The organism is Variovorax sp. LjRoot130 (assembly GCF_964253755.1).
In the GTDB taxonomy this organism is placed as follows: Bacteria; Pseudomonadota; Gammaproteobacteria; order Burkholderiales; family Burkholderiaceae_C; genus Variovorax.
This window is the reverse complement of sequence record NZ_CAXURM020000001.1, coordinates 2,783,200-2,803,179: the sequence shown is the minus strand read 5'-3', so window position 1 is coordinate 2,803,179 and position 19,980 is coordinate 2,783,200. Positions and strand designations below refer to the sequence as shown.

General features: G+C 68.5%; 19 protein-coding genes. 6 read left to right on the top strand and 13 right to left on the bottom strand.

Annotated elements, in window-relative coordinates:
* Positions 1-57: 57 nt before the first annotated feature.
* Positions 58-1,410, bottom strand: a complete 1,353-nt coding sequence (locus tag ACSQ86_RS14025) for a DUF5666 domain-containing protein (RefSeq protein ID WP_436308975.1) — start codon at positions 1,408-1,410, stop codon at positions 58-60.
* Positions 1,407-2,267, bottom strand: coding sequence for a DUF6502 family protein (locus ACSQ86_RS14020; RefSeq protein WP_436308974.1), 861 nt, complete (start codon positions 2,265-2,267; stop codon positions 1,407-1,409). The genes ACSQ86_RS14025 and ACSQ86_RS14020 overlap by 4 nt, the downstream gene beginning before the upstream one ends.
* Before the next feature lie 755 nt (positions 2,268-3,022).
* Between ACSQ86_RS14020 and ACSQ86_RS14015 the strand changes: the two genes are divergently transcribed.
* Both ACSQ86_RS14015 and ACSQ86_RS14010 read left to right on the top strand, forming a co-directional pair.
* On the top strand, positions 3,023-3,358 hold the full coding sequence (locus tag ACSQ86_RS14015; RefSeq protein WP_436308973.1) for a hypothetical protein: 336 nt from the start codon (positions 3,023-3,025) through the stop codon (positions 3,356-3,358).
* 1,249 nt (positions 3,359-4,607) lie between these two features.
* Positions 4,608-5,162 carry a hypothetical protein gene (locus ACSQ86_RS14010; protein ID WP_436308972.1) on the top strand — a complete coding sequence of 185 codons (555 nt, stop codon included), beginning with the start codon at positions 4,608-4,610 and terminating at the stop codon, positions 5,160-5,162.
* Between the two features lie 635 nt (positions 5,163-5,797).
* On the opposite strand, the gene ACSQ86_RS14005 is transcribed toward ACSQ86_RS14010, so the two are convergent.
* Positions 5,798-6,088: an acyl carrier protein gene (locus ACSQ86_RS14005; protein WP_436290380.1), complete on the bottom strand. Its 291-nt coding sequence runs from the start codon at positions 6,086-6,088 to the stop codon at positions 5,798-5,800.
* Between the two features lie 487 nt (positions 6,089-6,575).
* Here ACSQ86_RS14005 and ACSQ86_RS14000 point away from each other — a divergent pair, with 487 nt between their 5' ends.
* The gene (locus ACSQ86_RS14000) at positions 6,576-6,875 is read left to right on the top strand and encodes a hypothetical protein (RefSeq protein WP_436304041.1); all 300 of its coding nucleotides are present in this window, start codon (positions 6,576-6,578) and stop codon (positions 6,873-6,875) included.
* 328 nt (positions 6,876-7,203) lie between these two features.
* Here ACSQ86_RS14000 and ACSQ86_RS13995 read toward each other — a convergent pair whose 3' ends face one another.
* The 8 genes from ACSQ86_RS13995 to ACSQ86_RS13960 all read right to left on the bottom strand — a co-directional run bounded on the left by ACSQ86_RS13995 (position 7,204) and on the right by ACSQ86_RS13960 (position 15,989).
* Complete coding sequence (locus ACSQ86_RS13995; RefSeq protein WP_436304040.1) at positions 7,204-7,860, bottom strand: HAD family hydrolase; 657 nt, start codon at positions 7,858-7,860, stop codon at positions 7,204-7,206.
* 25 nt (positions 7,861-7,885) lie between these two features.
* A complete protein-coding gene (locus ACSQ86_RS13990) occupies positions 7,886-9,793 on the bottom strand; it encodes a chorismate-binding protein (RefSeq protein ID WP_436308971.1) in 1,908 nt (635 codons plus the stop codon).
* Complete coding sequence (gene fae, locus ACSQ86_RS13985) at positions 9,794-10,327, bottom strand: formaldehyde-activating enzyme (protein ID WP_093111717.1); 534 nt, start codon at positions 10,325-10,327, stop codon at positions 9,794-9,796.
* Between the two features lie 30 nt (positions 10,328-10,357).
* Positions 10,358-11,188, bottom strand: coding sequence for a formylmethanofuran dehydrogenase subunit C (locus ACSQ86_RS13980; RefSeq protein ID WP_436308970.1), 831 nt, complete (start codon positions 11,186-11,188; stop codon positions 10,358-10,360).
* Positions 11,185-12,114, bottom strand: coding sequence for a formylmethanofuran--tetrahydromethanopterin N-formyltransferase (fhcD, locus tag ACSQ86_RS13975; RefSeq protein ID WP_436304037.1), 930 nt, complete (start codon positions 12,112-12,114; stop codon positions 11,185-11,187). Before fhcD ends, ACSQ86_RS13980 begins: the two co-directional genes overlap by 4 nt.
* The gene (locus ACSQ86_RS13970; RefSeq protein ID WP_436308969.1) at positions 12,111-13,790 is read right to left on the bottom strand and encodes a formylmethanofuran dehydrogenase subunit A; all 1,680 of its coding nucleotides are present in this window, start codon (positions 13,788-13,790) and stop codon (positions 12,111-12,113) included. The genes fhcD and ACSQ86_RS13970 overlap by 4 nt, the downstream gene beginning before the upstream one ends.
* Complete coding sequence (locus ACSQ86_RS13965) at positions 13,787-15,028, bottom strand: formylmethanofuran dehydrogenase (protein ID WP_436308968.1); 1,242 nt, start codon at positions 15,026-15,028, stop codon at positions 13,787-13,789. The genes ACSQ86_RS13970 and ACSQ86_RS13965 overlap by 4 nt, the downstream gene beginning before the upstream one ends.
* 232 nt (positions 15,029-15,260) lie before the next feature.
* Positions 15,261-15,989: a HisA/HisF-related TIM barrel protein gene (locus tag ACSQ86_RS13960; protein WP_436308967.1), complete on the bottom strand. Its 729-nt coding sequence runs from the start codon at positions 15,987-15,989 to the stop codon at positions 15,261-15,263.
* Positions 15,990-16,016: 27 nt separating this feature from the next.
* Here ACSQ86_RS13960 and ACSQ86_RS13955 point away from each other — a divergent pair, with 27 nt between their 5' ends.
* Genes ACSQ86_RS13955 through ACSQ86_RS13945 form a run of 3 tightly spaced genes read left to right on the top strand, consistent with a single transcriptional unit; the run spans position 16,017 to position 18,674 of the window.
* Positions 16,017-17,003 carry an ATP-grasp domain-containing protein gene (locus ACSQ86_RS13955; protein WP_436304034.1) on the top strand — a complete coding sequence of 329 codons (987 nt, stop codon included), beginning with the start codon at positions 16,017-16,019 and terminating at the stop codon, positions 17,001-17,003.
* On the top strand, positions 16,990-18,075 hold the full coding sequence (locus ACSQ86_RS13950; protein WP_436308966.1) for a hydantoinase/oxoprolinase family protein: 1,086 nt from the start codon (positions 16,990-16,992) through the stop codon (positions 18,073-18,075). The genes ACSQ86_RS13955 and ACSQ86_RS13950 overlap by 14 nt, the downstream gene beginning before the upstream one ends.
* The gene (locus ACSQ86_RS13945) at positions 18,075-18,674 is read left to right on the top strand and encodes an amino acid kinase family protein (RefSeq protein ID WP_093111702.1); all 600 of its coding nucleotides are present in this window, start codon (positions 18,075-18,077) and stop codon (positions 18,672-18,674) included. The genes ACSQ86_RS13950 and ACSQ86_RS13945 overlap by 1 nt, the downstream gene beginning before the upstream one ends.
* Positions 18,675-18,693: 19 nt before the next feature.
* Here the strand turns inward: ACSQ86_RS13945 and ACSQ86_RS13940 are convergent, their stop codons facing one another.
* Complete coding sequence (locus ACSQ86_RS13940) at positions 18,694-19,398, bottom strand: (5-formylfuran-3-yl)methyl phosphate synthase (protein WP_436290391.1); 705 nt, start codon at positions 19,396-19,398, stop codon at positions 18,694-18,696.
* On the bottom strand, positions 19,395-19,976 hold the full coding sequence (locus ACSQ86_RS13935) for a DUF447 domain-containing protein (RefSeq protein WP_436308965.1): 582 nt from the start codon (positions 19,974-19,976) through the stop codon (positions 19,395-19,397). The genes ACSQ86_RS13940 and ACSQ86_RS13935 overlap by 4 nt, the downstream gene beginning before the upstream one ends.
* Positions 19,977-19,980 lie beyond the last annotated feature (4 nt).

Below are 19,980 nucleotides of genomic sequence, written 5' to 3'. Positions count from 1 at the left end.
CGGGATCACTCGGCCAGGTAGGCGTCCACCCATCAGCTCACGCGATCGGTCATGTGCCTATGGATTGAAGCTGACGCGCGTGGCGATCAGCACGCCATCGACGACCTGCGCGCCCTCGACGCTCACGCGCACCCCGTTGCCCAGGTTCGACGCGGTGCCGTTGACGAACACGACGCCCGGGCCGCCGGCATTCACGGGTTGTCCTCGTACCCGGAAGCTCGAGGCGGAGCTGAAGTTGCCGATGGCCCCGATCAGGATGAACGATGCCGGCCCGCCGGTGCCAGGGATATGCCTGATCTTGAGCTTGGTGGCCTTGAGGATGCCGTTGGACATCGTGCCGGCAACGTCCACCTTCACACCATTGCCGACCGAGTCCGCGAGCCCGCCGGTGATCTGCGCGGAAGAGGCGTCCACCGGCGTGCCCAGCACCCGAAGCGAACCCAGTCCCGCGTAGTCGGTGACGACGCCTGCGAGCTGGACCGGCGTGGCGTTCGCCGTCGGCACCGGGTACCACCACTGCACGAGGGTGGCAGGCAGGCGGCCCGGCAGGGCGGTGCTCGCGCGCACGCGCACGAGGGTGCCGTTGGCAGGCGGGCGCCCGTCGGGGCTGCCACTCAGGGCCGCGACGCTGTAGTCGACGAGGAAGCCGCCGAGCGTGAAGGTGCGTCGTGCCTGATCGAGGTTCTGGACCGTGCCGGTGAGGATCGGTGCCGAGGGGCCGTGTTGCTCCACGCGCGTCGCACGCAGCACGCCGGGTGCCGCCGGCAGGCCCCAGACCTGCAGCGTCGTGTTGGGTGCGATGGCAGCAAGCCCGGCCGCATCGGCCCAGACGGTGGCGTTGTCGGTGGTCACCGTGGTGCCCATGATGACGAAGCTGCCCTGCGTCAGATCGACCGATGAAAGCGGGCCGCGAATATCGGCAGCCGAATCGACCCGGCGGGCCGTGCCGCTCGTGAAGTCGGCGTTGACCGGCCCGCTGACCTTCACGCTCATTCCCAGCTGCAGGGATGCGGCATCCTCGAGGTTGATGACGGCGGTGTCCGTGTCGTAGCGCAGTCCGCTGACGATGATGCTGCCCGCGCCATCGACCCCGCCGATGCCGGCCGCATCGGCGGTGCTCACGCCGGTGCCGCCGGAGCCCACGCCCGAGCCACTGTCGCCGCTGGAGGCCGTCGAGGTGCCGTTCGAGCCGCCGCCGGCGCCGGAGCTGCCCGAGCTGCCGCCGCCCTGGCCGTCGCCTGCTCCGCCGGCGGGGCTGCCCTCGCCACTGGGAATCAGTCCGCCACTGAATCCCGCGCTGCCGGCACTCCCGAAAGCTGCGCCGCCGCCACCGCCTCCACCGCCGCCGCAAGAAAGCAGCAAGCCGATCAGCAGTGCCAAAAAGCCGTTGCGCAGCAAGGTGCTCGTCATGCCTTTCTTCGCGATCGTTTGGAGGGAGCGGGGGCCGACTTTTTAGCGTACTCGGGTGTGCCGTTTTCGTAGTAGGTGTAGATGCCGATCCTGATGCGACCCGAAGCTGTCTTTTCGGCCTCGTCGAAGGCGCGCGTCATCTCCCGGGTCAACTCGCCGTGAAGTTCGTTCCACCGCTCGCGCACGAGCTCGTGGATGCGTTCGCAGTCCTCCAGCGGAATCCCGGTTGCGAATACCGATCGTTCGAGCAAGGGCGGCTCTGCGCCGAGCGTGTTGGCCACGCTCGCGAGCAGGTGGTCGCGCGTGTTGTCGCCCAGGAAGGCGAGCATCGTCTTCAAGTCCTTCGCCGGAACGAAGGCGGTGGCGTTGAGCTCGGCGCGGCCCTCGTGCTCGATCGCCATGTTCAAACGCACCAGCTCGTCGAGGATGGTGCGGTGGTGCACGTTGCCACGGCTGGCGCGCCGGGCGACGGTTTCGAACGATGACGCCGGGGCTTCGGCCACGATGGGCAGGGACCGGTGCGCAGGGTCCTCGTCGATCATGTGCAGCCACAAGGTCAGGGTCTTGGCCGCAGCCGACATCCCGGTGTGCGGCAACGGATCTTCCGCTTCACGCACCATGGCAGTCACCGCCTTGCGGTTCAAGCCTGTCGTCACCGACAGCTGACTGATGTTCGGCTCGGCGCCCTTGGATTTGAGCCAAGCGCTGCGCGCTTCGTCAACCAGCACGTCGCGCAGCAGTTCCTCCAGGTGGGCATGCTTGACGCCGAAGGCCAGCGCGAGCCTGACCAACGGCCGCATGACGCGTGCGCAAGCCGAGAGGACCCAGGAGAGTTGGCCTTCTGTCGTCTGCGTCATCTGTCGCAGATCGATCGACGCCGGGCTTGATCACGCTTGGCGTCTTTCGATCCAGTGGGTTTCGTGGCCATGAAGTCTGTCTCCCAGCGCTGCAGCCTGTTGCAGCCTCTCTCTATTGCGAGGCGTGTCAGGAACCCACAAGCCGCCGTTGACCTGGGTAGGAGCTTCCCGCAGCACCTTGTCAGTCCAGCGCAGCCTGATCTCGAACAGCGCGCGCAAGGTTTGGTGCGACACGTGGATCCTTGGACGGGGTGAGATCGGCGTTAACACCCAGTTACCAACTGGACCAGCGACATCCGCCGAAGTCTTACAAAAGTCCTCGCCACTATAAGACAAGAGTAGTACAAATGTGAAGCCTTCACATTTGCCGCGCCGTCGCAGGAGAGCGAGATGTCAAAGTCTGTCACACGCAGAAAGGGCCCGCTAGCGAGGAAGAGGCGCCGTCTTGCTGCACTGCGGCACCGCGGCGCGCGGGCACGAAGGTCCATCGAACCTTGCGAGCGAAGTGCCCGCAGGGCAAGGGCTGCGGCGGTGCGGGTCCGCAAGGCAGTTCAGGGCCGCATCGTTCGAGCGTTCCGAAAGCAGATCGAAGGTTCGGGCGCCGGTCCCGACGACACCGACCTACTGATGTTTGCAAGGATCGCCGTCGCCGAACACCGATTGGGGCGAAGCCTGGCTCAAGCCAAAGCGCAACGCTACCGCGGCGCGCGGGCGCACACCGAACCCGCAACCGTCCTTCGTCCAGGAGCGCATCAATGACAGCCGCTGCCGTTTTTGTTGCCGAGACTAAGAGTCCCTCTTCGAGCGTTGCCTTCGGCAACCTCATCGATCTCGCAAGATTGCAAGCAGGCACCTCGGCGGAAATCTGTGAGGCCTGCAGCACCATCAACACGGGCTCCGCGCGCTTCTGCAAATGCTGCTCTCACAAGCTGCCTGCGTTCTATGCAGCCAGCAAGAATTCGGGCGAACAGGTACCGCCGCCGAAGCCGCCGCGTGGCCTCTCGAAGCGGGCATGGGCCATGGACTTCGTGGCGTTCTGGGTCGTGATCAATTCGCTCGTGATCATCACGAAGTTCATCCCTATTCCGTAGCGCCCCAAGCGCTGCTGTCCTGTCCGGGGGAATGCCGGTATGACGAAGTTCTGTGAGTCGTGCCACACGCCCAACAGGGACCGCGCCAGGTACTGCTGCGGCTGTGCCGGCAAGTTTTCGGGCATTCGCTCGGGCACGACGACCTTCGACACTACCGTCAGCGAGCCGCGCTGGCTGCAAACGGCTTCGCCCTCTTTGTTGCCATTGAACGCTGCTGTTCTGAAGCAGAAAAGTCAGCGCGCGCCGAGACGCATCGGCTTTATCCCCGTGCCGCACGGCGTCGACGTCTCCATCGTCTGGCTGTTGATCGTCCTGGCGCTGTTGTATGGAGCCTTCGTCTTCTGGTACTTGGGCCGTTCTGCGATGAGCGGCCCGACGCTTTCGAGCGCGATCTCGTCTCTGCTGCAGTCGGCCAACCTGCCCACGGAACGAACGGAAGCGCCTCCGTCGCAATCGCCCCTCGTGCCGGTGGGCCCGTCGACGGCAACTTCTCCCCCGCCTTCTGCCGGCTCTGTGAACCGCGCGGCGAAAGCTGTTCCCCAGCCGCCTGCAGCCTCTGTGGATCAGACGATGGCCACTGCTGCGCCGCCGGCGGCGCCTGCGGACCAAACAGTGGTGGTCACTCAATCGGCCGCGCCGGCAACGGAAGGCGCAAAGCAGCCCGAATCGCCGCACACTCCATCAAGCGTGCCTGCCCAGGATGCACCGACTGACTCGGTCGCCCAAGACGACCTCGCTCCGCAGCAGGCTCCAACAACCGTGATGACGGTCCGCATTTCGCCTAGATCGGCGCGTGTCGCACCGACGCCGACACCGGGGCCGGCGCCAAGAGTGCAACAACCCCCAGAGCCCAGAACTGCCAGGACAGACGCGTTCGAAGCCAAGGCTGCCACGCCGGCCACTTCGGCACCGGCACCGGCGCCTGCCGTGGCGCTGGTGAGGCCGCCTGCTGCTGAAACGCATCTCAGCGTCGGCGACGCGCGGCCATTGGCGCGTCCGGATACACGGTTCCAAGCCGCCGCTCCTCCTGCGGCACCAAGAAGCTCGGCTGCATGCGACCGGTACAACCCCTTTGGGGAGGCGCCTTGCTTCAACACCAGGAACGCAAGTCAGTTGGTGCGATCGCCCCTGGTCGGGGGCTCAGGGTCACCTCCGGGGGCGACCGGTTTTTCTGGCGCGGCCAACTCAGCTGTGATCCCCAAAGGTTCGGGCGGAGGCGGGACCGTTGGAATAGCCAGCGCAGACCCGGGTGGTAGCGGCGCCGGCGGCGGAGGTGCTGGTGTTGGCGCAGGCGCTGCTGGCGCAGGTGGCGGCGGCGCAGGTGGCGGCGGTGCAGGTGGCGGCGGTGCAGGTGGTGGTGGCGCAGGCGGTGGTGGCGCAGGCGGTGGCGGCGCAGGCGGTGGCGGCGCAGGTGGTGGCGGCGCAGGCGGTGGCGGCGCAGGCGGTGGCGGCGCCGGTGGTGGTGGCGCAGGCGGTGGTGGCGCAGGCGGTGGTGGCGCAGGCGGTGGCGCAGGCGGTGGCGGTGGTGGTCCCGGCGGTGGCGGTGGTGGTCCCGGCAGCGGCGGTGGTGGTCCCGGCGGTGGCGGTGGTGGTCCCGGCAGCGGCGGTGGTGGTCCCGGCAGCGGCGGTGGTGGTCCCGGCAGCGGCGGTGGTGGTCCCGGCGGCGGCGGTGGCGGTCCCGGCGGCGGTGGTGGCGGTCCCGGCGGCGGTGGTGGGCCTGGCAGATAAGGGCCAGCAGAAGCGACCGTCGCGCCCAGCTCCACAGGTTCCGCAGGATGAATGGTGCGCCGGACCGACCAAGTAGGCGGCGTCCTGCGGGGTGCACCGAACCCATCCGATGCGGTTGCACTGGAGGAAGGTCAAGCTAGCGTTTCGAGTTCGGGAAAGCCGGAAACGGACACCCCGAACGCGCGGAGGCTCTGCCCAGAGACGAAAGTCCGGGCAGGGCTTCTTGTAGCGAACCTAGCTCCACAGGCTACAGCTCGGGCCGGTCATGGACCGTGTTGGACTGCAATCATTCAGCCGTCAGGGCGTCAAGTCACGATCTCCCAATGGACCGCGTCCTGACGAAATGTGGCGCACTGGAGCACGCGTCGAAGCTTGTCGATTGAATGCGCGCCGCAGCCACCAAGTGGGCGGCAAACCAGGCAACTGAGCAAGTCATGGCAGCGCGGAACTCGGCGCCAGGCCTCCCGTTAGTCGCGACTGCAGCCTTTGAGCTCATGGTGCCTATTTCGCCTTCAGGTAGGCACGAACCTTGGGCGCGCCATGGCGCGGCTCAACTTGCCCTCCGCGAGCAGCGCGGGATGGCCCCGCCGTGGAGAGTTCGACCTCTATCTCACCGACGACGGGCTTGCTGCCATCAACGAGCCCTGGCCTCGCCAAGAGGCAGCGTTCGAGCGATGACGGATATGCCGCTATTGACGGCGACCTCGGCTGTCACTTGGCTTGCGTCATCCGGATCTTGTCGTCGACTACCGCCGCGAGCCCGGCCAGCGTGTCCACGCTGTTCGTCTCGTCATCCGCAATAGAGATGGAGAAGCGGTCTTCGATCGCGAACACGAATTCGATCAGCGTCAGCGAATCGAATCCCTTGTCGCGCAGGGGCGCGTGTGGTTCGAGCGCTGCCGCTTCGCTGCCGTATAGCTTGAGGATCAGATCCCGAAGTTCGTTCAGCGAACTTGGGCCCGAGCTCACGTCAACCATGGTGTTGTTCAGTGACGAGTCCATGCGTATTCCCGGTCAAGTACATCTTGGCACCTATGTGAAGAGTATGTGAAAAGTTCACATCCGCCGAATATTGCCGTACATTGCGCCTGATGCGACGTAAGACAGCACGCTCTTACGTGGGGGACAGCCCCAACCGACGGAAAGGAGAAAGCCAGGTGTCCCGTAAAGCACGTGCCCTCATCGAAATCAGGCTGCGGCGCTCGAACGACGTAGTCCAGCAAGAGACTGTGGCCGTTGTCCATGAGCTGTGGCGGCCGGACACACCTCATAACCGGGAAAAATTGGCCTTCGTTGCACACCGGGGAAATCGTCTCTTTGGTAACGATACCCACTGAGTCGAACGACGATTGGCATGACCGTCGTTCGCGCCGTTGCATGCCCGTGACCACATCCTAGAGGTGGTCCGGCTGCCGCCGGCAGCTGACTCTTGGTACAGCGTTGCCCCAACTCCGAGTTGCAGCTCGTGCAGCTTCCCAGGGAGATCAATATGAACAATGAGATTCAGAGGAAATTCGACTATCGAGGCGCGGTCATCACCATCGAGGTGACTGGTGATGGCGAGCAGATTTCCGCGCATGCCGATGTCCATCGGGGCGGCGAGTTCGCGGGCCGGGTCGCGTTGACCACGAGCCAGGCCGAACGGGAGATCATTTTTGACAAGCTCGACTGCAAGGCGAAGAAGCTCGTCGACGGCCAACAAACGGGATGCGACGACAGCCAGCGGCCATTGGCTCCTCTTTCCATAGCGGCGCATGGTCATCCTCGTCCGCACAGCCTCATGGACTGACAAGACGCTGATCGACTGCGGGCGCTTCTATCTGGGCCGAGCGCACGCCTGACGGCTCGTCTTCGCGACGTGAAGCCAGACGCTGTACTACCGCAGCACGCCATCCGAGCTCCCGCGCCGAGCTTTGGCGGAAGGTTCGAGACGCGATCGCGCCGCTCAAGGCCGCCAAGCTCCGCCTGGTTCATTCCAGTTCCCGCCCAGGCTGATGTGCAATCAAGGGGGCCGCGACCATGTGCTGGAGGGACTGACGTTGAGAGTTCACGGCGAAGGCCGGCTCCTGGCCGACTGTAGCCGGTCGCGCTGCCGGAGGACTCCCGACATCGGCCCTTCAGGCGCGTTCGAGAATTTCCCAGCCGGCATGCAGGGCCAGGGCGCGCAGGCGCTCGTCCGGGCACACCGCCACCGGATCCGAGACCGCGTCCAGGAGGGGCAGGTCGCTGATCGAGTCGGAATAGAACCACGACTGCTCGAGGGCCTCGAGGCTCATGCCTCGCGCGGCCAGCCACCGGCTCACATGCATCAGCTTGTGGGCGCCGAAGCAGGGGTCGCCGTTGATCGCCCCGTCGAGCGCATCGTTGACGACCAGCGACTGCGTCGCCAGCACGTCGGCAACGCCGAACAGCCGGCCAAAGGGCTCGGCGATGAGCCAGGTGGTGGCGGTCACGATGGCGCAGAGGTGGCCCGCGTCCTGGTGCCTGCGCACCAGCGCGCGCATCGCCTCGGGCACCTGCGGCGCCATCTCGGCCTCGAACTCGCTCGCCCATTGCCGCAGCACGGCGAGGCCGAAGCGCGCCAGCGGCGCGACGCTGATGCGATGCAGTTCGCGGATGTCCAGCGTGCCGGCCACGTACTGCTGGCAATAGCCCAGGTAGACCGACTCCGCATCCGCCGGCAGGACGCCGCGCGCGATCAGGAAGCGCGTCCAGGCCATGCCGCTGTCGAACGGAATCAAGGTGTGGTCGAGATCGAACAGCGCCAGCTTCATTTCCGGGCCGGGATCGAAACGCGCATCACGCCGCCGAAACCTCATGCGCCTGGAGCTGGAGCTGCGCCGGCAATGCGCCCCGCAGCGCGTTGCACACCACGAGCGCCTGCGCCGCCTGCAGGTCTTCCCGGCGCAGCGTGCGTTCGGCGGCGCGCCACGCGGGATCTTCCAGCAGCACCTCGCGCATCACGCCGGGCAGCGCGCCGTCGTCAAGCGGCGGCGTCCACCATCGCCCATCGATGCGCGCGAACAGTGTGCTGCGTCCGCCTTCGGCGAGCCGGCCGTCGGCCGTGAAGAACAGGCTGTCGAAGGCGCCGGCGCTTTCTGCGGCACGCACGCCGGCGTCGTAGTGCCGGCGCAATGTGGTCTTGTGCGCAGCCAACGGGTTCGCATCGGGCAATCGCTCGTCGGCGATCAGCAGCTTCACCGCGCCGCCGGCCAGGGGCGCCAGCGGTGCGTGCGTGAGACGAAGCCGCCCGTCATGCGCCAGCGCCAGGCGCAGGCGCGAGGGCTGCCGCGGCGCGAGTGCCGGCAGCGCGTCGCGCAAGGCCACGAGCGATGCGTCGCGGTCGAAGGCGAAGCCCAAGGAGCGGGCGCTGCGCGCCAGCCGCGCCAAGTGTCGCTCCAGGTGCCGGATGCCTTCTGGGGTGGCATGCATGGTCTCGAACAGCTCGAAGCCGGGGTCGAGGCCGGTGAGAAAGCGGGCCTTGAGCCGGCACTCTTCGAACTCGTCGGCAGCGCGGCTGTCCTGCACGATGCCGGCGCCGATGCCCAGCCGCAGCGGCCGCGACTGCCCGGCCTCGGCGCCGAGCGTCAGGGTGCGGATCGCCACCGACAGGCAGAAGTCGCCGATGCGCGCGCCGTGCGCCGGCGCATCGACCCAGCCGATGGCGCCGCAGTAGAGCCCGCGCGGCGTGCTCTCCAGTGCGGCGATCCATTCCATCGTGCGGTGCTTGGGTGCGCCGGTGATGGAACCGCAGGGAAACACCGCGCGCAGCAGCTCGGGCATGCCGACCTCGGCGCGCAGCCTCGCCTGCACGGTCGAGGTCATCTGGAACACCGTGGCGTAGGGTTCGACGGCGAACAGCGCCGGCACCTTCACCGAACCGATGCGCGCCACGCGGCCGATGTCGTTGCGCAGCAGGTCGACGATCATCACGTTCTCGGCGCGGTTCTTGGGGTCCACCGACAGCAGGCGCGCCATCTCGCTGTCGCCCTCGGGCGCGCCGCCGCGCGCCGCCGTGCCTTTCATCGGACGCGCTGTCAGCACGCCGGCGTCGTGGCGCAGGAAGAGTTCGGGCGAGCACGAGAGCACGTGCGTGACATCGCCCTCCCCCTCCCCCTCCTTCTCGCTCTGCGGCAAGGCGATCAGCGCGCCGTAGGCCACGGGCTGGCGCGCGCGCAGCCGCCGGTACAGGCTCACGGGCGAACCGTAGCTTCTGCCTTGCAGGCGGTAGGTGAAGTTGACCTGGTAGGTCTCGCCCGCCCGGATGGCGGCGTGAATGCGCGCGATGGCATCGGTGAAGGCGGCCTCGTCTATGCTGGACACGAGCTCCATCACGCCGGCTGCATGCGGCTCGCCGGCTTCGGACGATTCGCTCTGTTCGCGCTCCGCGAGCCAGGTGGCGACATCGTCGGCCGAGAGCCTCGCGCATTGGCGAAACATCAGCACCCGCAGCGCCGAAGCATCTTCCGATGCGAGCCGCGCCTGCCCGGCATGCAGCAGCTTGGCACCCCACTCGTAATCGGCCAGAAGGACCGCGTGCAGGCCCTGCCGCAGATCGGCATCGACCTGGTCCCACACGGTGTCGAGACTCGCCGGGTCGGTGCACCGGTGCTGGCGGACATAGCCGGTGTACAGCCGGCTGGTCGGCCGCTCGCGCGTCGAGGCGCAGTCGTCGAGCAGCGCGAAGCTGAGACAGTCCCTAGGCATTCAGCTCCAGTCGTCCATGTCGTGCTTGATCCGGTGGCGGTTGGCGATCAGTTCGTCCACGGTGGGCTCGTTGTTCAACGCGCGCCGGATCGCGAGCTTGGTGGCCTCGTAGTTGGTGCGGTACATGTCTTTCTTGTCGAGATTGTCGTCCCTGGCGCATCGCGGATCGATCCACACCAGGCTGATGATGCACAGCTCGTTGGCCAGGTCCTTGGGAATGATGCCCTCGATCAGGCAATCGACCACCGCGTCAGCGGTCGCGCTCTGCACCACTCCGCCGAAGAGCTCGATGTTGGCCGAATCCTTGAGCGTGACCTTGGGCACCATGATGGTCGCCGGTCGCACGAGCTGGTTGCAGGCGCGGATCGCGAACATCGCCGTGTGGCCCTTGCTCTGCGCCATCATGCCGGCGAAGGCGGCGCCCACCGGCCCGTCGACAAGGCCGATCAGGATCTCCGGCATGGCATCGGTGAACTGGCCGTCCTTGGCGAGCACGGTGGCCTCGCCGGCGTGGAAGAGATGGGGATGCGTCACAGAAACTCCAGATGTTAGAAGAGCCGTGGGTCACGGGTTCACGTAGATCAGCTCGCCCTTGCCATCGGCTGCGAGATCGCCCAGATGGCGCTCGATGCGGCGCGCTGGCAGTTCGCCGAAAGCTCCGCCATGGCGCGCCAGATCGCGCGCCAGCAAAGCCCAGAACACGGGGGTCGCGGCGCGATTCGCCACGAAGGTCGGCATCGTCTCGACGCCGATCGGCACGGCCGCGCCGGGCCCCGCAAACACCACGCTGCCGCGACGCATGCCATGGCCCGCATGGACGCCGACACGGCCACCCACGGCGATGGTGCCCGCGACCATGCGCGAACCGAGGAAAGCCCCCACGTCGCCATGGACCAGGGCGGTGCCGCGCCGCATGCGGTCGCCGAAGCGCTCGCCCGCATTGCCGCGGACGATAAAGGTGCCGCCGCGCATGCCGTCCATGCTGCCGGGCAAGGTGCTGGCGGCGAAGTCGCCGACATCGCCCTCGACGGTGAGCGTGCCGCCCGCCATTTCGCAAGCAGCCAGCAGGCCTGCGCGGCCCTCGATCTGCAGCTCGCCCGCGCGCATGCAGCCGCCCGCATAGTCGCCGGCATGGCCCTCGACGCGAATGCGGCCGCTGTCCATCTGCCAGCCGATGCGGTCGAAGCGTTCGAGACTGCCTTCGAAATGCAGCACGCCCTCCTCGCGCGGCGCGATGTCGAAGAGTTCCGCCAGCGCCAGCGTCGTGTTGCCATGGCCGACCGGCAGCCGCTCGACCTGCTCGATCGGGAGCCCTGCAAGCATGGCCGGCGTGATGCCGCGTAGATCGACGCGCAGCGCAGGCGCCTGCCGCAGCCTGAAATGCCACCCGCTCATTGGTCATCTCCCGCGGCGAGCAGCCTGCGCAGATGGAAGTGGAACGGACCCAGCTTGCCGCCGTAGTTGCCGGCGGAAATGCGCAGCAGTCCGCCGGGCTGTCCGATCGCCACGGCGGCCTCCATGCCCACGCGCATGGCCGCGCCCACGTCGGCCTCCGTCAGGCCATCGATCACGATCTCCATCACGCAACCGATCTGCTGCGCCGGCCCGCCGTGCGCCAATTCGCTATGCGCCACCAAACCTACCAAGGTGGGGCAAAAGGCGTCGTTGGTCGACGCGCTGAGCGCCGGGTACTTGCTGCCAACCTTGGAGCCCGAGCGCACCACGCCGCCGGGGAAGGGCATGATGACGTTGGGCAGCTGCTTCATCGCCGCCACCGCGGCCTCGGCCACGGCCAAGGCCGCATCGGTATCGCGCGCCAGCAGCAGCAGGTTGCCGCCGCCGACGGCCTTGACCACCGCCGTGGTTTCCTGCGCGACGAACTCGCCGTCCATCACCGGCACGCGCCAGTAGCGAACACCGGCGATCACCTTGCTGGTCTGCCAGCCGTCACCGAAGAAGCGCAGGTTCTTGCCCAGGGCCACGGCTTCGCCCTCCGCGATGCCGGCGAACACCGCCGTCGTCGGGCAGGTCAGCACACATTGGCCGACACGGCGTTCGATCTGCTTCGCCAGCTCCTTGCCCGACATCGAGAAGATCAGCACCGCAATGCCCGGCCGGCCATCGGGCGTTTCCTCGGGCGCCAGTTCGCGCTCGATGCCGGCTTCGCAGCCGCAGGCGATCACCGAAGTCGCGAAGCCGGTGGCCGACACCGCCGCGTGGCGCGCCCAGACGGGGTTGTGCGCCGTGATGACGATGCGCGTGGCCTTCATCGGGAATGCCTCGGCGAAGCCGTCGTCGATCGCGACGCCGTTGACGATCATGAGGTCCCCTCGAAACAGGCCGCCGGCAACAGGCGCCCACCGCGGCAGCACTGGCACAGTTCGTCGTGGCCGATCGCGAGGTGATCGAAGTTGACCGACCCTTGCGCGGCGAGGTGCCGGCGCAGCCGTTGCTCGATGCCGCGGTCGTACTCCGGCGCGACGAAGTGGGTGCCGCCCACGGGCACCGCCGTCACGCGGCCGGCGCGCGATACCAGGACGCCGTCCTTGAACACGTACGCGGGCGTCGCGAACATGGCCTCGCGGTTGCCGTCCTCGCGGTACACCGCGATGTCGGCTGCCGCGCCCGCGCCCAGGTGGCCGCGGTCGCGCAGGCCCAGCAGGCGGGCGGGACCGGCGCGCGTCATGATCGCAATCTCGTAGAGCGACAACTCGCGCGTGATCGAGCGCAGCGCGGCGTGCGCAGCCACCTCGGGATGCAGCTTGGCCAGTTGCTCCTCCCGAAAGCTGCGGTCCATCAGCAGGCGGATCAGGTGCGGATAGCTGGTGAACGGGCCGCCGTTGGGATGGTCGGTGGTCAGCACCACGCGCCATGGGTCGTCGACCAGCAGGAAGATCTCCAGCCCGATCACCCACTGCAGCGCATTCACGTAGCTCTGCTCTCGATACCGGAAGGGCACTACGCCACAGCCTGCCTCGCATTCGATGTCGGCACCGATCCATTTGCGTGGATCGGCCAGGCCCGACTGCGCGTGCTGCCGCATGGTGTCGCCGGAGGCCGTGACGGTCTGCCCGAACATGATCTGCCCGACGTCGATGCTGACGTTCTTGTGCGCGTTCACCGCCTCCGCGAGTTGCAGGGCGGCCGAGGAGAACTTCTTCGGCCCCTCGGTGCCATAGGCATGGAACTGGATGTGCGTCAGGTGTCCGGGCAAGCCCTCCAGCGCGGCGATGGTGTCCAGCGTGGACTGGATATTGCCGGCCACCCCGAGGTTGCTGCCGTGGATGTGCAGTGGATGCGGCACCCCCAGCTCGCGCAGTGCGCGCGCCAGCGTGTGCACCACCTGCCTGGGCGTGATCTGCCAGTGCACGTGGTTCTCGTCGACGTCGAGCTTGCGCTGGTTGAACTTGAAGGCCGAGATGCCGCCGGGGTTCACCACCTTCACGCCCATCGCCTTGCTGGCGTTGATGGTCCAGCCGGCGTAGTCGCGGATGCGCTCGAAATCCCAGCGCTCGGCCAGCATGCGCAGGAACAGCTCGTCGTTGCCGAGCATCACGTAGGCGCCATGGTCGAGGATCGGCGTGTCGCCCATTTCCATGTGCGTATGGCGCGCATTGCAGGCCATCATGGCTGGCTCGAAGGCGGCCGTGTAGCCCATCTCGACGTAGCGGTAGCCGGTGGCCAGCGTGCCGGGCGTGCAGGTGCCGCAGGAGGCCATCTCGAGCGCGTTGTCGGGCAGCGCAAGAGGGTTGGCGTTGGCCCGATGGTCTTCCGGCATCAGCATGCGCGCGAGATTGACCTTGCCGCCGCCGATGTGGGTGTGCATGTCGATGCCGCCGGCCATCACGATGCAGCCGCTCGCGTCGATGTCCTCGGTCGCGGCGCCATGCGGCGCCGGCTCGACGATGCGGCCCTCGCGCACATGAAGATCGCGCACCTCGTCACACCCGTTCGCCGGATCGATGACGCGGCCGCCGCGCAGGCAAAGGGTCGTCATTGCGCAAGCCCTCGCCTCAGTGCCTGTACCGACTGGGTCAGGCGCCGGACGACGTCGCTCACGCTGGGCAGCCCGTCGTCGTACAGCGGCCGCAACGGCAGCAGGACCGAGCCGTCGGTGCGGAAGAGATGGCCGCCGGACCCGATGCCCGGCGTCGACACGGGGATGAACACCAGCTCGCGGGCAGGCATCGCTTCCTGCTGCAGCCGCATCTGCGGATGGCCCAGGACGATGCGCGGCAGGTCCACCGGCGGCGGCCCGGGTTCGGGGCCGAAGCTCGACACCCACAGCAGCGTGTCCACCGCGCCATCGGCCAGCAAGCGCTCCGCATCGAAGCACAGCGGCTCATGCTCGAGTCCCGCAGGCCCGGCACGCGAGCGCAAAGGCAGGCCGGACAGCCAGGCGAACACCTGGTTCACGGTCGCGGCGCCGTCGTCGCCGCCCAGCGACAGCGAGGCCGCGCGCGTGCTGCGGTTGAGTGTGGCGACGATGCGCTGGATGCCTTCGACGATCAGCGCGCCGTGGGCGGGCAGGCATCCGGGCTCGTACACCAGCACCGCATAGCGGGCGGCATGCAGACGCTCCGACAGTGCTGCGAGGTCGGCCGGCACGCGCGCATCGTCCGCAGCGAGACGGCCGGCCACGAGCGCCGCGAGCAGCGCCACGGTGTCGAACAGATCGCCGTGCAGCGGCAGGATCTCGGTGCGCGCGCCCTCCGGCCCGCCCACGCCGCAGCGGCGGAAGAATTCCGGATAGCGCGGCGTGGGCTCTCCGGTCATGCAGACGATGAGGTCGGCCCGGGTCCTCACTTCGGCCAGCGTGGTCGAGAAGCCGCCGCGATCCTGCAGCGCGCGCAGGCCGTGCATCAGCGCCGGTCCGCGGGCCGGGTCGCAGATGGCACCCGTTTCGCAGGCCAGCGCATAGAGTGCCCGGGCGCCCGCGACGTCGGTGCCGAGGCCGCCGAACAAGGGCTGGCGGCTGGCCGCGAGCAAGGATGCGGCGGCGGCCAGCGCGGTATCGAGATCGCAGTCGCGGCCGTCGACCCGCGGCCGCTCGGTTGCGGCCGCGCCGCCGAATGCGGCCAGCGCACTGCGCGCGCGCGGGCACTCGCTGCCGGTCAGCCTGGGCGGCGTGCCGGGCGGCCCGAGCTCCACGCCGAAGCTGTCGCACAACAAAGGGCAGAAAGGACAGGTCCACGGGGCTTGGCCGGGCTGCGCGCTTGCGTCGACTGGAGTCATGGGCAGGCAACCACGCAAAGCACGTGCCATTCACCCGCCAGGCGAGCCGTGCCTGGCCGAAGCCCGGCTGACACACGCGTTATGAGACAGAGTGTTGCGCTTTCGGGCGGTCAATGCGCGCCGGCAAGCGCCGATGGCAGGGCGCGCGAGCCGCTCGCGGGATGGCACGGTTCGTGTGTGCAGGGCGCTGATGGCATGCCCTCGAACCTTCCTCCCACCGGGCGTCCTCGGTTCAGCGCCGCATCCGCGGCAGCTGCAGGTCGTGCAGCGCGCTGGCCACGAGCCAGGCATCGGCGCCCGCCGCGCTGGCGCGCGCCAGGTCGTCCTCGCTGCGGATGCCGCCTGCACCGATCAGCATGGCGCGCGGCGCCAGGCGGCGCACCTCCTGCAAGGTCTCCAGGTCCGGCCCGGCGCCGGAGCCGACGCGCTCGAGCGTCATCACGATCAGCCGCTGCGGCCACAACTCCACCGCGTCCCAGCAGCCGGCGGCGTCGAGGCGCTGGCCGTCGCGCCGGTCCAGCGACAGCGCGGCCCGGACTTCGTCTTCACCGGCGCCGTTGCCGAAGCAGCGCGCCAGCGCCTCGCGCGAACGCAGGGATTCGCTGCCATACACGAACACGATGCGCGAGGCGAACGGTGCCACCTGGCGGCGCAATGCGTGGCCGGCCGATGCATCCGCCAAGCCCGCGTCCAGCCAGAGCTCGATCTCGGGCAGCGCCTGCAGCAGATCGACCAGCACCGCAATCTGCGTGGCCCGGCCCTGCAAGGCATCGAGGTCGGCCACGTACAACTGCCGCGCCGCACAGTGATCGCACAGGATGCGCGCCACCGTCACCGGATCGCTGCTGGCGCACAGCGCCGACACGATCGGCCGGTACGCTTGCCGGTCGCCGCGCACGGCACGCACCACCTGGCCTTGCAGCAGGTCGATGACGGGGATCAGGTTCAATTCGGAGATCATGGGTAAGCACCCGGAAGGAGGATGGAAATGACGACACGCGTGTTTGTTTACGAGTATCTCAGCGGCGGAGGCTGGACCGACTACGGCGATGACGCGGCGGCCGACGAGCTGCTGCCGCTGGGGCTGTCGATGCGCGATGCCATGGTCGCAGACCTGATGCGCGTTCGCGATTGTTCCGTGTCGGCGGCCACCTGCGTCCCCGTGAACACCCTGCCCGCCCGCGCCGCGCCGCTGCGTCCGCTCGCGGGCGAATCGGCCTTCGCCTTCGTGGCGCGGCAGAGTGCGCTGCACGACATGGTCTGGCTGGTCGCGCCCGAGACGGACGGCCTGCTGGCGCGCTTCCAGCGCATCGTGGGCGATGCGCGCTGGCTGGGCTGCAGCGCCGAAGCCATCGAACTCACCGCCGGCAAACACGCCACGCTCGTGCACCTGGCCGCGCACGGCGTGACGACACCACTGGCCTTCGAGCATGCGCCCGAGATCGAGCGCTGGGTGGTCAAGCCCGACGACGGCGCGGGCGGCGTGGCCACCCACGTGCACACCCGCCGCGCGGCTGCGCTCGAGGACCAGGCCCGGCGCGCGCAGGCCGGCGCGGCCGTCACGCTCGAGCCCTGGGTCGAAGGCGAGGCCCTGAGCCTGTCGCTGCTGTGCACAGAGCAGAATGCCGAGATGCTGAGCGTCAACCGCCAGCGCATCGCGCTCGATGCGCAAGGCAGACTTTCCTTTGAAGGCGTGACGGTCGATGCGCTGGGCCGCGACGATCCGCGCACGCGACCCCTGGCCACCTTGGCCATGCAGGTGGCGCGCGCCATCCCGGGCCTGCGCGGTTTCGCCGGCATCGACCTGGTCTGGCATCCGCAGCGCGGGCCGGTGGTGATCGAGGTCAATCCACGCGTCACCTGCGCCTATGTCGGGCTCTCGGCGGCCCTGGGCCGCAACCTGGCGGCTGAACTGGTGGCGAGCCGCTTGCACGGCGACACCCAGGATCGGGAACTTGCGCGTGCCCACGTCTGAACGCACCACCATCGGGTGGGACATCGGCGGCGCACACGTCAAGGCCTGCCTGCTGCAAGGCGGCGAGGTCGTCGACGTGGCGCAATGGGGGTGCCCTCTCTGGCAGGGCCTGGACCATCTGGTGCGCGCATTGCAAGCCGCGCGCACGCGCTGGCCCGCGCTCGAGGCCGCGCAGCATGCCGTGACCATGACGGGCGAGATGGTCGATCTGTTCCCCGACCGCGAGGACGGCGTTCGAAGCATTGCCGCCACGCTGGCGGCCGCGCTGCCGGTTCCGCCGAGCGCGCTGCATTTCTTTGCCGGCGATGCCGGCTGGTGCGCCGCCGCGGAGGTTGCCAGGCAATGGGAGTGCGTTGCCTCGGCCAACTGGCTCGCGACGGCGCGGCATGCCGCGCTCACGCTGCCGGAGGGCGTGCTGGTCGACATCGGCAGCACGACCACCGACCTGATCGCGTTCGGCAACGCGCGCGTGCTGACCGCGAGCCGCAGCGACGCCGAACGCCTGGTGAGCGGCGAGCTGGCCTACCACGGCGTGGTGCGCACACCCCTGTGCGCACTGACCCAGCGCATCACATGGCGCGGCCATGCGCGCCATGTGATGAACGAATTCTTCGCCACGACCGCCGACGTCTACCGGCTCAGCGGCGAGCTGGATCCGGCGCACGACCTGCACCCGAGCGCCGACAACGCCGCCAAGAGCCTGCCGGCGACGCGCCAGCGTCTCGCACGCATGGTGGGACTGGACGAACGCGATGCTGCCGCCGATGAATGGCTCGATCTGGCACGGGCTTGGCGCAGCGCTCAGCTCGAAGCACTGGCCGCGCAGTTGCGCCGCGTGCTGGCCGCGCATGCGCTCTCCCGTGAAGCCGTGATCGTCAGCGCGGGCTGCGGCGCCTTCCTGGTGCCCGAGCTCGCAGCCGCAGCCGCCGAAGCGGCCCCGCGACGGCTCGCCGCCTATGGCAGCGATGTAGCCAAGGTGGCCCGCCAGGCGGCGGCGGGCACCGCGGGCTGGGCGCAAGTGTGCGCTCCGAGTGTCGCGGTGGCGGCGCTGTTCGAACGGGAGCACGACTGATGTGGGTCGTCAAGATCGGCGGCAGCCTCTGTGCCGACCCGGTGCTGCTGGAGTGGCTGGATCTGCTCACGCAGATCGGCGGCGGCCGCGTGACGATCGTCTGCGGCGGCGGCAGCTTCGCCGACGAAGTGCGACGCGTCCAGGCGCACTGGCAGTTCGATGACCTGGCCGCCCACAACATGGCGGTGCTGGCGATGGCGCAGACCGCCTACCAGTTGCACGCGCTGAATCCCACACTGCAACTGGCCGCGCGCAGGACCGACATCCCCGATCTGCTGCACCAGGGAAAGACCGCGCTGTGGCTGCCCCTCGAGCTGCGGCGCGACCAGCCGGACGCACGCACCGGTTGGGACGCCACCTCCGACACCATCGCGCTGGACCTGGCGAAGCACCTCAACGCCGAGCAGCTGGTGATGGTCAAGTCCTGCGCCATCGACCCGGGGCTGACACTGGCCGAGCTGGGTGATACCGGTGTGGTCGACCCGCAATTTGCCGAGCTGTCCGACGACGCAGCCTTCCCGATCACCTTGCTTCACAAGAGCCAGGTGGCGACCATGCGCGCGCTGCTGCTGGGCGAAGCCACCTACGCTGCGCGCTGAGCGCCGGCGCAGGAGAAGATCAAGCGGGCATGGGCTCGTCGACGGCCTGCCCGTGCAGCAGCGCGGCCAGCGCCGCCAGCCGCTGCGGGCACAGCGCCGTCTTGCGGTCGCCAACGCAAACGGCACTGCGAAAGCCCGCGAAATCGGGCGCCAGCGCCTGCAGCAAGGGAATATGCGTCGTGCGCAGCGCGCCCGCCAGCCCGACCAGCCGGCCCGAGGCGCGCACCAGCGCCAGAAAGTGGCGCAGGTCCGCCATCGGGACCGCATCGAACAGGCTGCCGGCCTGCTTGTCGGCGGTGTCGGCCATGAGCGCCGGAAACTCGAGCCCACAGGCATGCGCGACCAGCGCAGCATCCAGGCCGCGGTCGGCAACGAAGACCGGCACCACCGGCCAGTCGCAGGCCGCCAGCGCGTCGAGCACGGCGAACGCCTCCGGCCCCCGCTCGATGCCGACCTTGACGTAGTCGACGCCGCAGGCGCCGACGGCCTCGACCTGAGCGCGGATGCGAGGCAGCGCGTGCATCGGCAGGTCGCCGATGGTCGCGCTCACGGGCCGTGCGATGTCGTGCGCTCGCAATGCACTCACGATGGCGGCGATCGTCGCCACCGGCAAGCCGCCCAATGCGCCCTCGCCGGGCTCCTTCAGGTCGATGAAGTCGGCCCCGCCGCGTGCCGCGAGCAGGGCCTCCTGCACGCTGCGGACACTCACGAGCATGCGCGTCATGATGTCCGCTCCTGCGCGCGGGCATGGTGCTGCGCGACCGCGGCGCGCAGCCATTCCCACGCTTCGCGCTCCTCGGGTCCGGCAGTCTTGTCGATCGCGATCTGCAGATAGCTCATTTCGGTTTCCACTTTCTCGGGTGCCAGCATATGCAGGCGACTGACCAGCACGGCCCCTTCAATCACCGCGGCCTGGGCGCGGTTGAAGCCGGCGAAGGGTGCGTGCGTGGCCTCGTGCACGGACATCATGCGCAACACCGGCCGCTGCGCGTCGTCGCAGCGCTCGGCCAGCTCCAGTTCGACGTGGCGCAGCGCACAGGCCAGCCGCACGCCGTCGATGCGGTCGGCCGCATGCGTGGGCCAGAGCTTGCGGCCGGTCACGCAGCCGGCGAACACGCGGGTGTCGCACACGATGTTGAGTACCGCACGGCCGGTGGCCACGATGTTGTCGTGCGTGGTGGAGGGCTTGAACGGCATCAGCACGATGCCGCCTTCCTGGTACCGAACTCCCATCGGCGCCACATGCGCCAGCCCGCCGGGCGCCACGGTAGTCACCACGGCTTCGAAGATCTGGTCGTTCATGGGA

Coding starts and splice junctions, on each gene's coding strand:
- ACSQ86_RS14025 (WP_436308975.1), bottom strand. CDS start 1,410: ATGACGAGCACCTTGCTGCGCAACGGCTTTTTGGCACTGCTGATCGGC.
- ACSQ86_RS14005 (WP_436290380.1), bottom strand. CDS start 6,088: ATGGACTCGTCACTGAACAACACCATGGTTGACGTGAGCTCGGGCCCA.
- ACSQ86_RS13935 (WP_436308965.1), bottom strand. CDS start 19,976: ATGAACGACCAGATCTTCGAAGCCGTGGTGACTACCGTGGCGCCCGGC.
- ACSQ86_RS14015 (WP_436308973.1), top strand. CDS start 3,023: ATGACAGCCGCTGCCGTTTTTGTTGCCGAGACTAAGAGTCCCTCTTCG.
- ACSQ86_RS13995 (WP_436304040.1), bottom strand. CDS start 7,860: ATGAAGCTGGCGCTGTTCGATCTCGACCACACCTTGATTCCGTTCGAC.
- ACSQ86_RS13940 (WP_436290391.1), bottom strand. CDS start 19,398: ATGACGCGCATGCTCGTGAGTGTCCGCAGCGTGCAGGAGGCCCTGCTC.
- ACSQ86_RS14020 (WP_436308974.1), bottom strand. CDS start 2,267: ATGACGCAGACGACAGAAGGCCAACTCTCCTGGGTCCTCTCGGCTTGC.
- ACSQ86_RS13970 (WP_436308969.1), bottom strand. CDS start 13,790: ATGACGACCCTTTGCCTGCGCGGCGGCCGCGTCATCGATCCGGCGAAC.
- ACSQ86_RS13955 (WP_436304034.1), top strand. CDS start 16,017: ATGACGACACGCGTGTTTGTTTACGAGTATCTCAGCGGCGGAGGCTGG.
- ACSQ86_RS13980 (WP_436308970.1), bottom strand. CDS start 11,188: ATGAGCGGGTGGCATTTCAGGCTGCGGCAGGCGCCTGCGCTGCGCGTC.
- ACSQ86_RS14000 (WP_436304041.1), top strand. CDS start 6,576: ATGAACAATGAGATTCAGAGGAAATTCGACTATCGAGGCGCGGTCATC.
- ACSQ86_RS13960 (WP_436308967.1), bottom strand. CDS start 15,989: ATGATCTCCGAATTGAACCTGATCCCCGTCATCGACCTGCTGCAAGGC.
- ACSQ86_RS13945 (WP_093111702.1), top strand. CDS start 18,075: ATGTGGGTCGTCAAGATCGGCGGCAGCCTCTGTGCCGACCCGGTGCTG.
- ACSQ86_RS13965 (WP_436308968.1), bottom strand. CDS start 15,028: ATGACTCCAGTCGACGCAAGCGCGCAGCCCGGCCAAGCCCCGTGGACC.
- ACSQ86_RS13990 (WP_436308971.1), bottom strand. CDS start 9,793: ATGCCTAGGGACTGTCTCAGCTTCGCGCTGCTCGACGACTGCGCCTCG.
- fhcD (WP_436304037.1), bottom strand. CDS start 12,114: ATGATCGTCAACGGCGTCGCGATCGACGACGGCTTCGCCGAGGCATTC.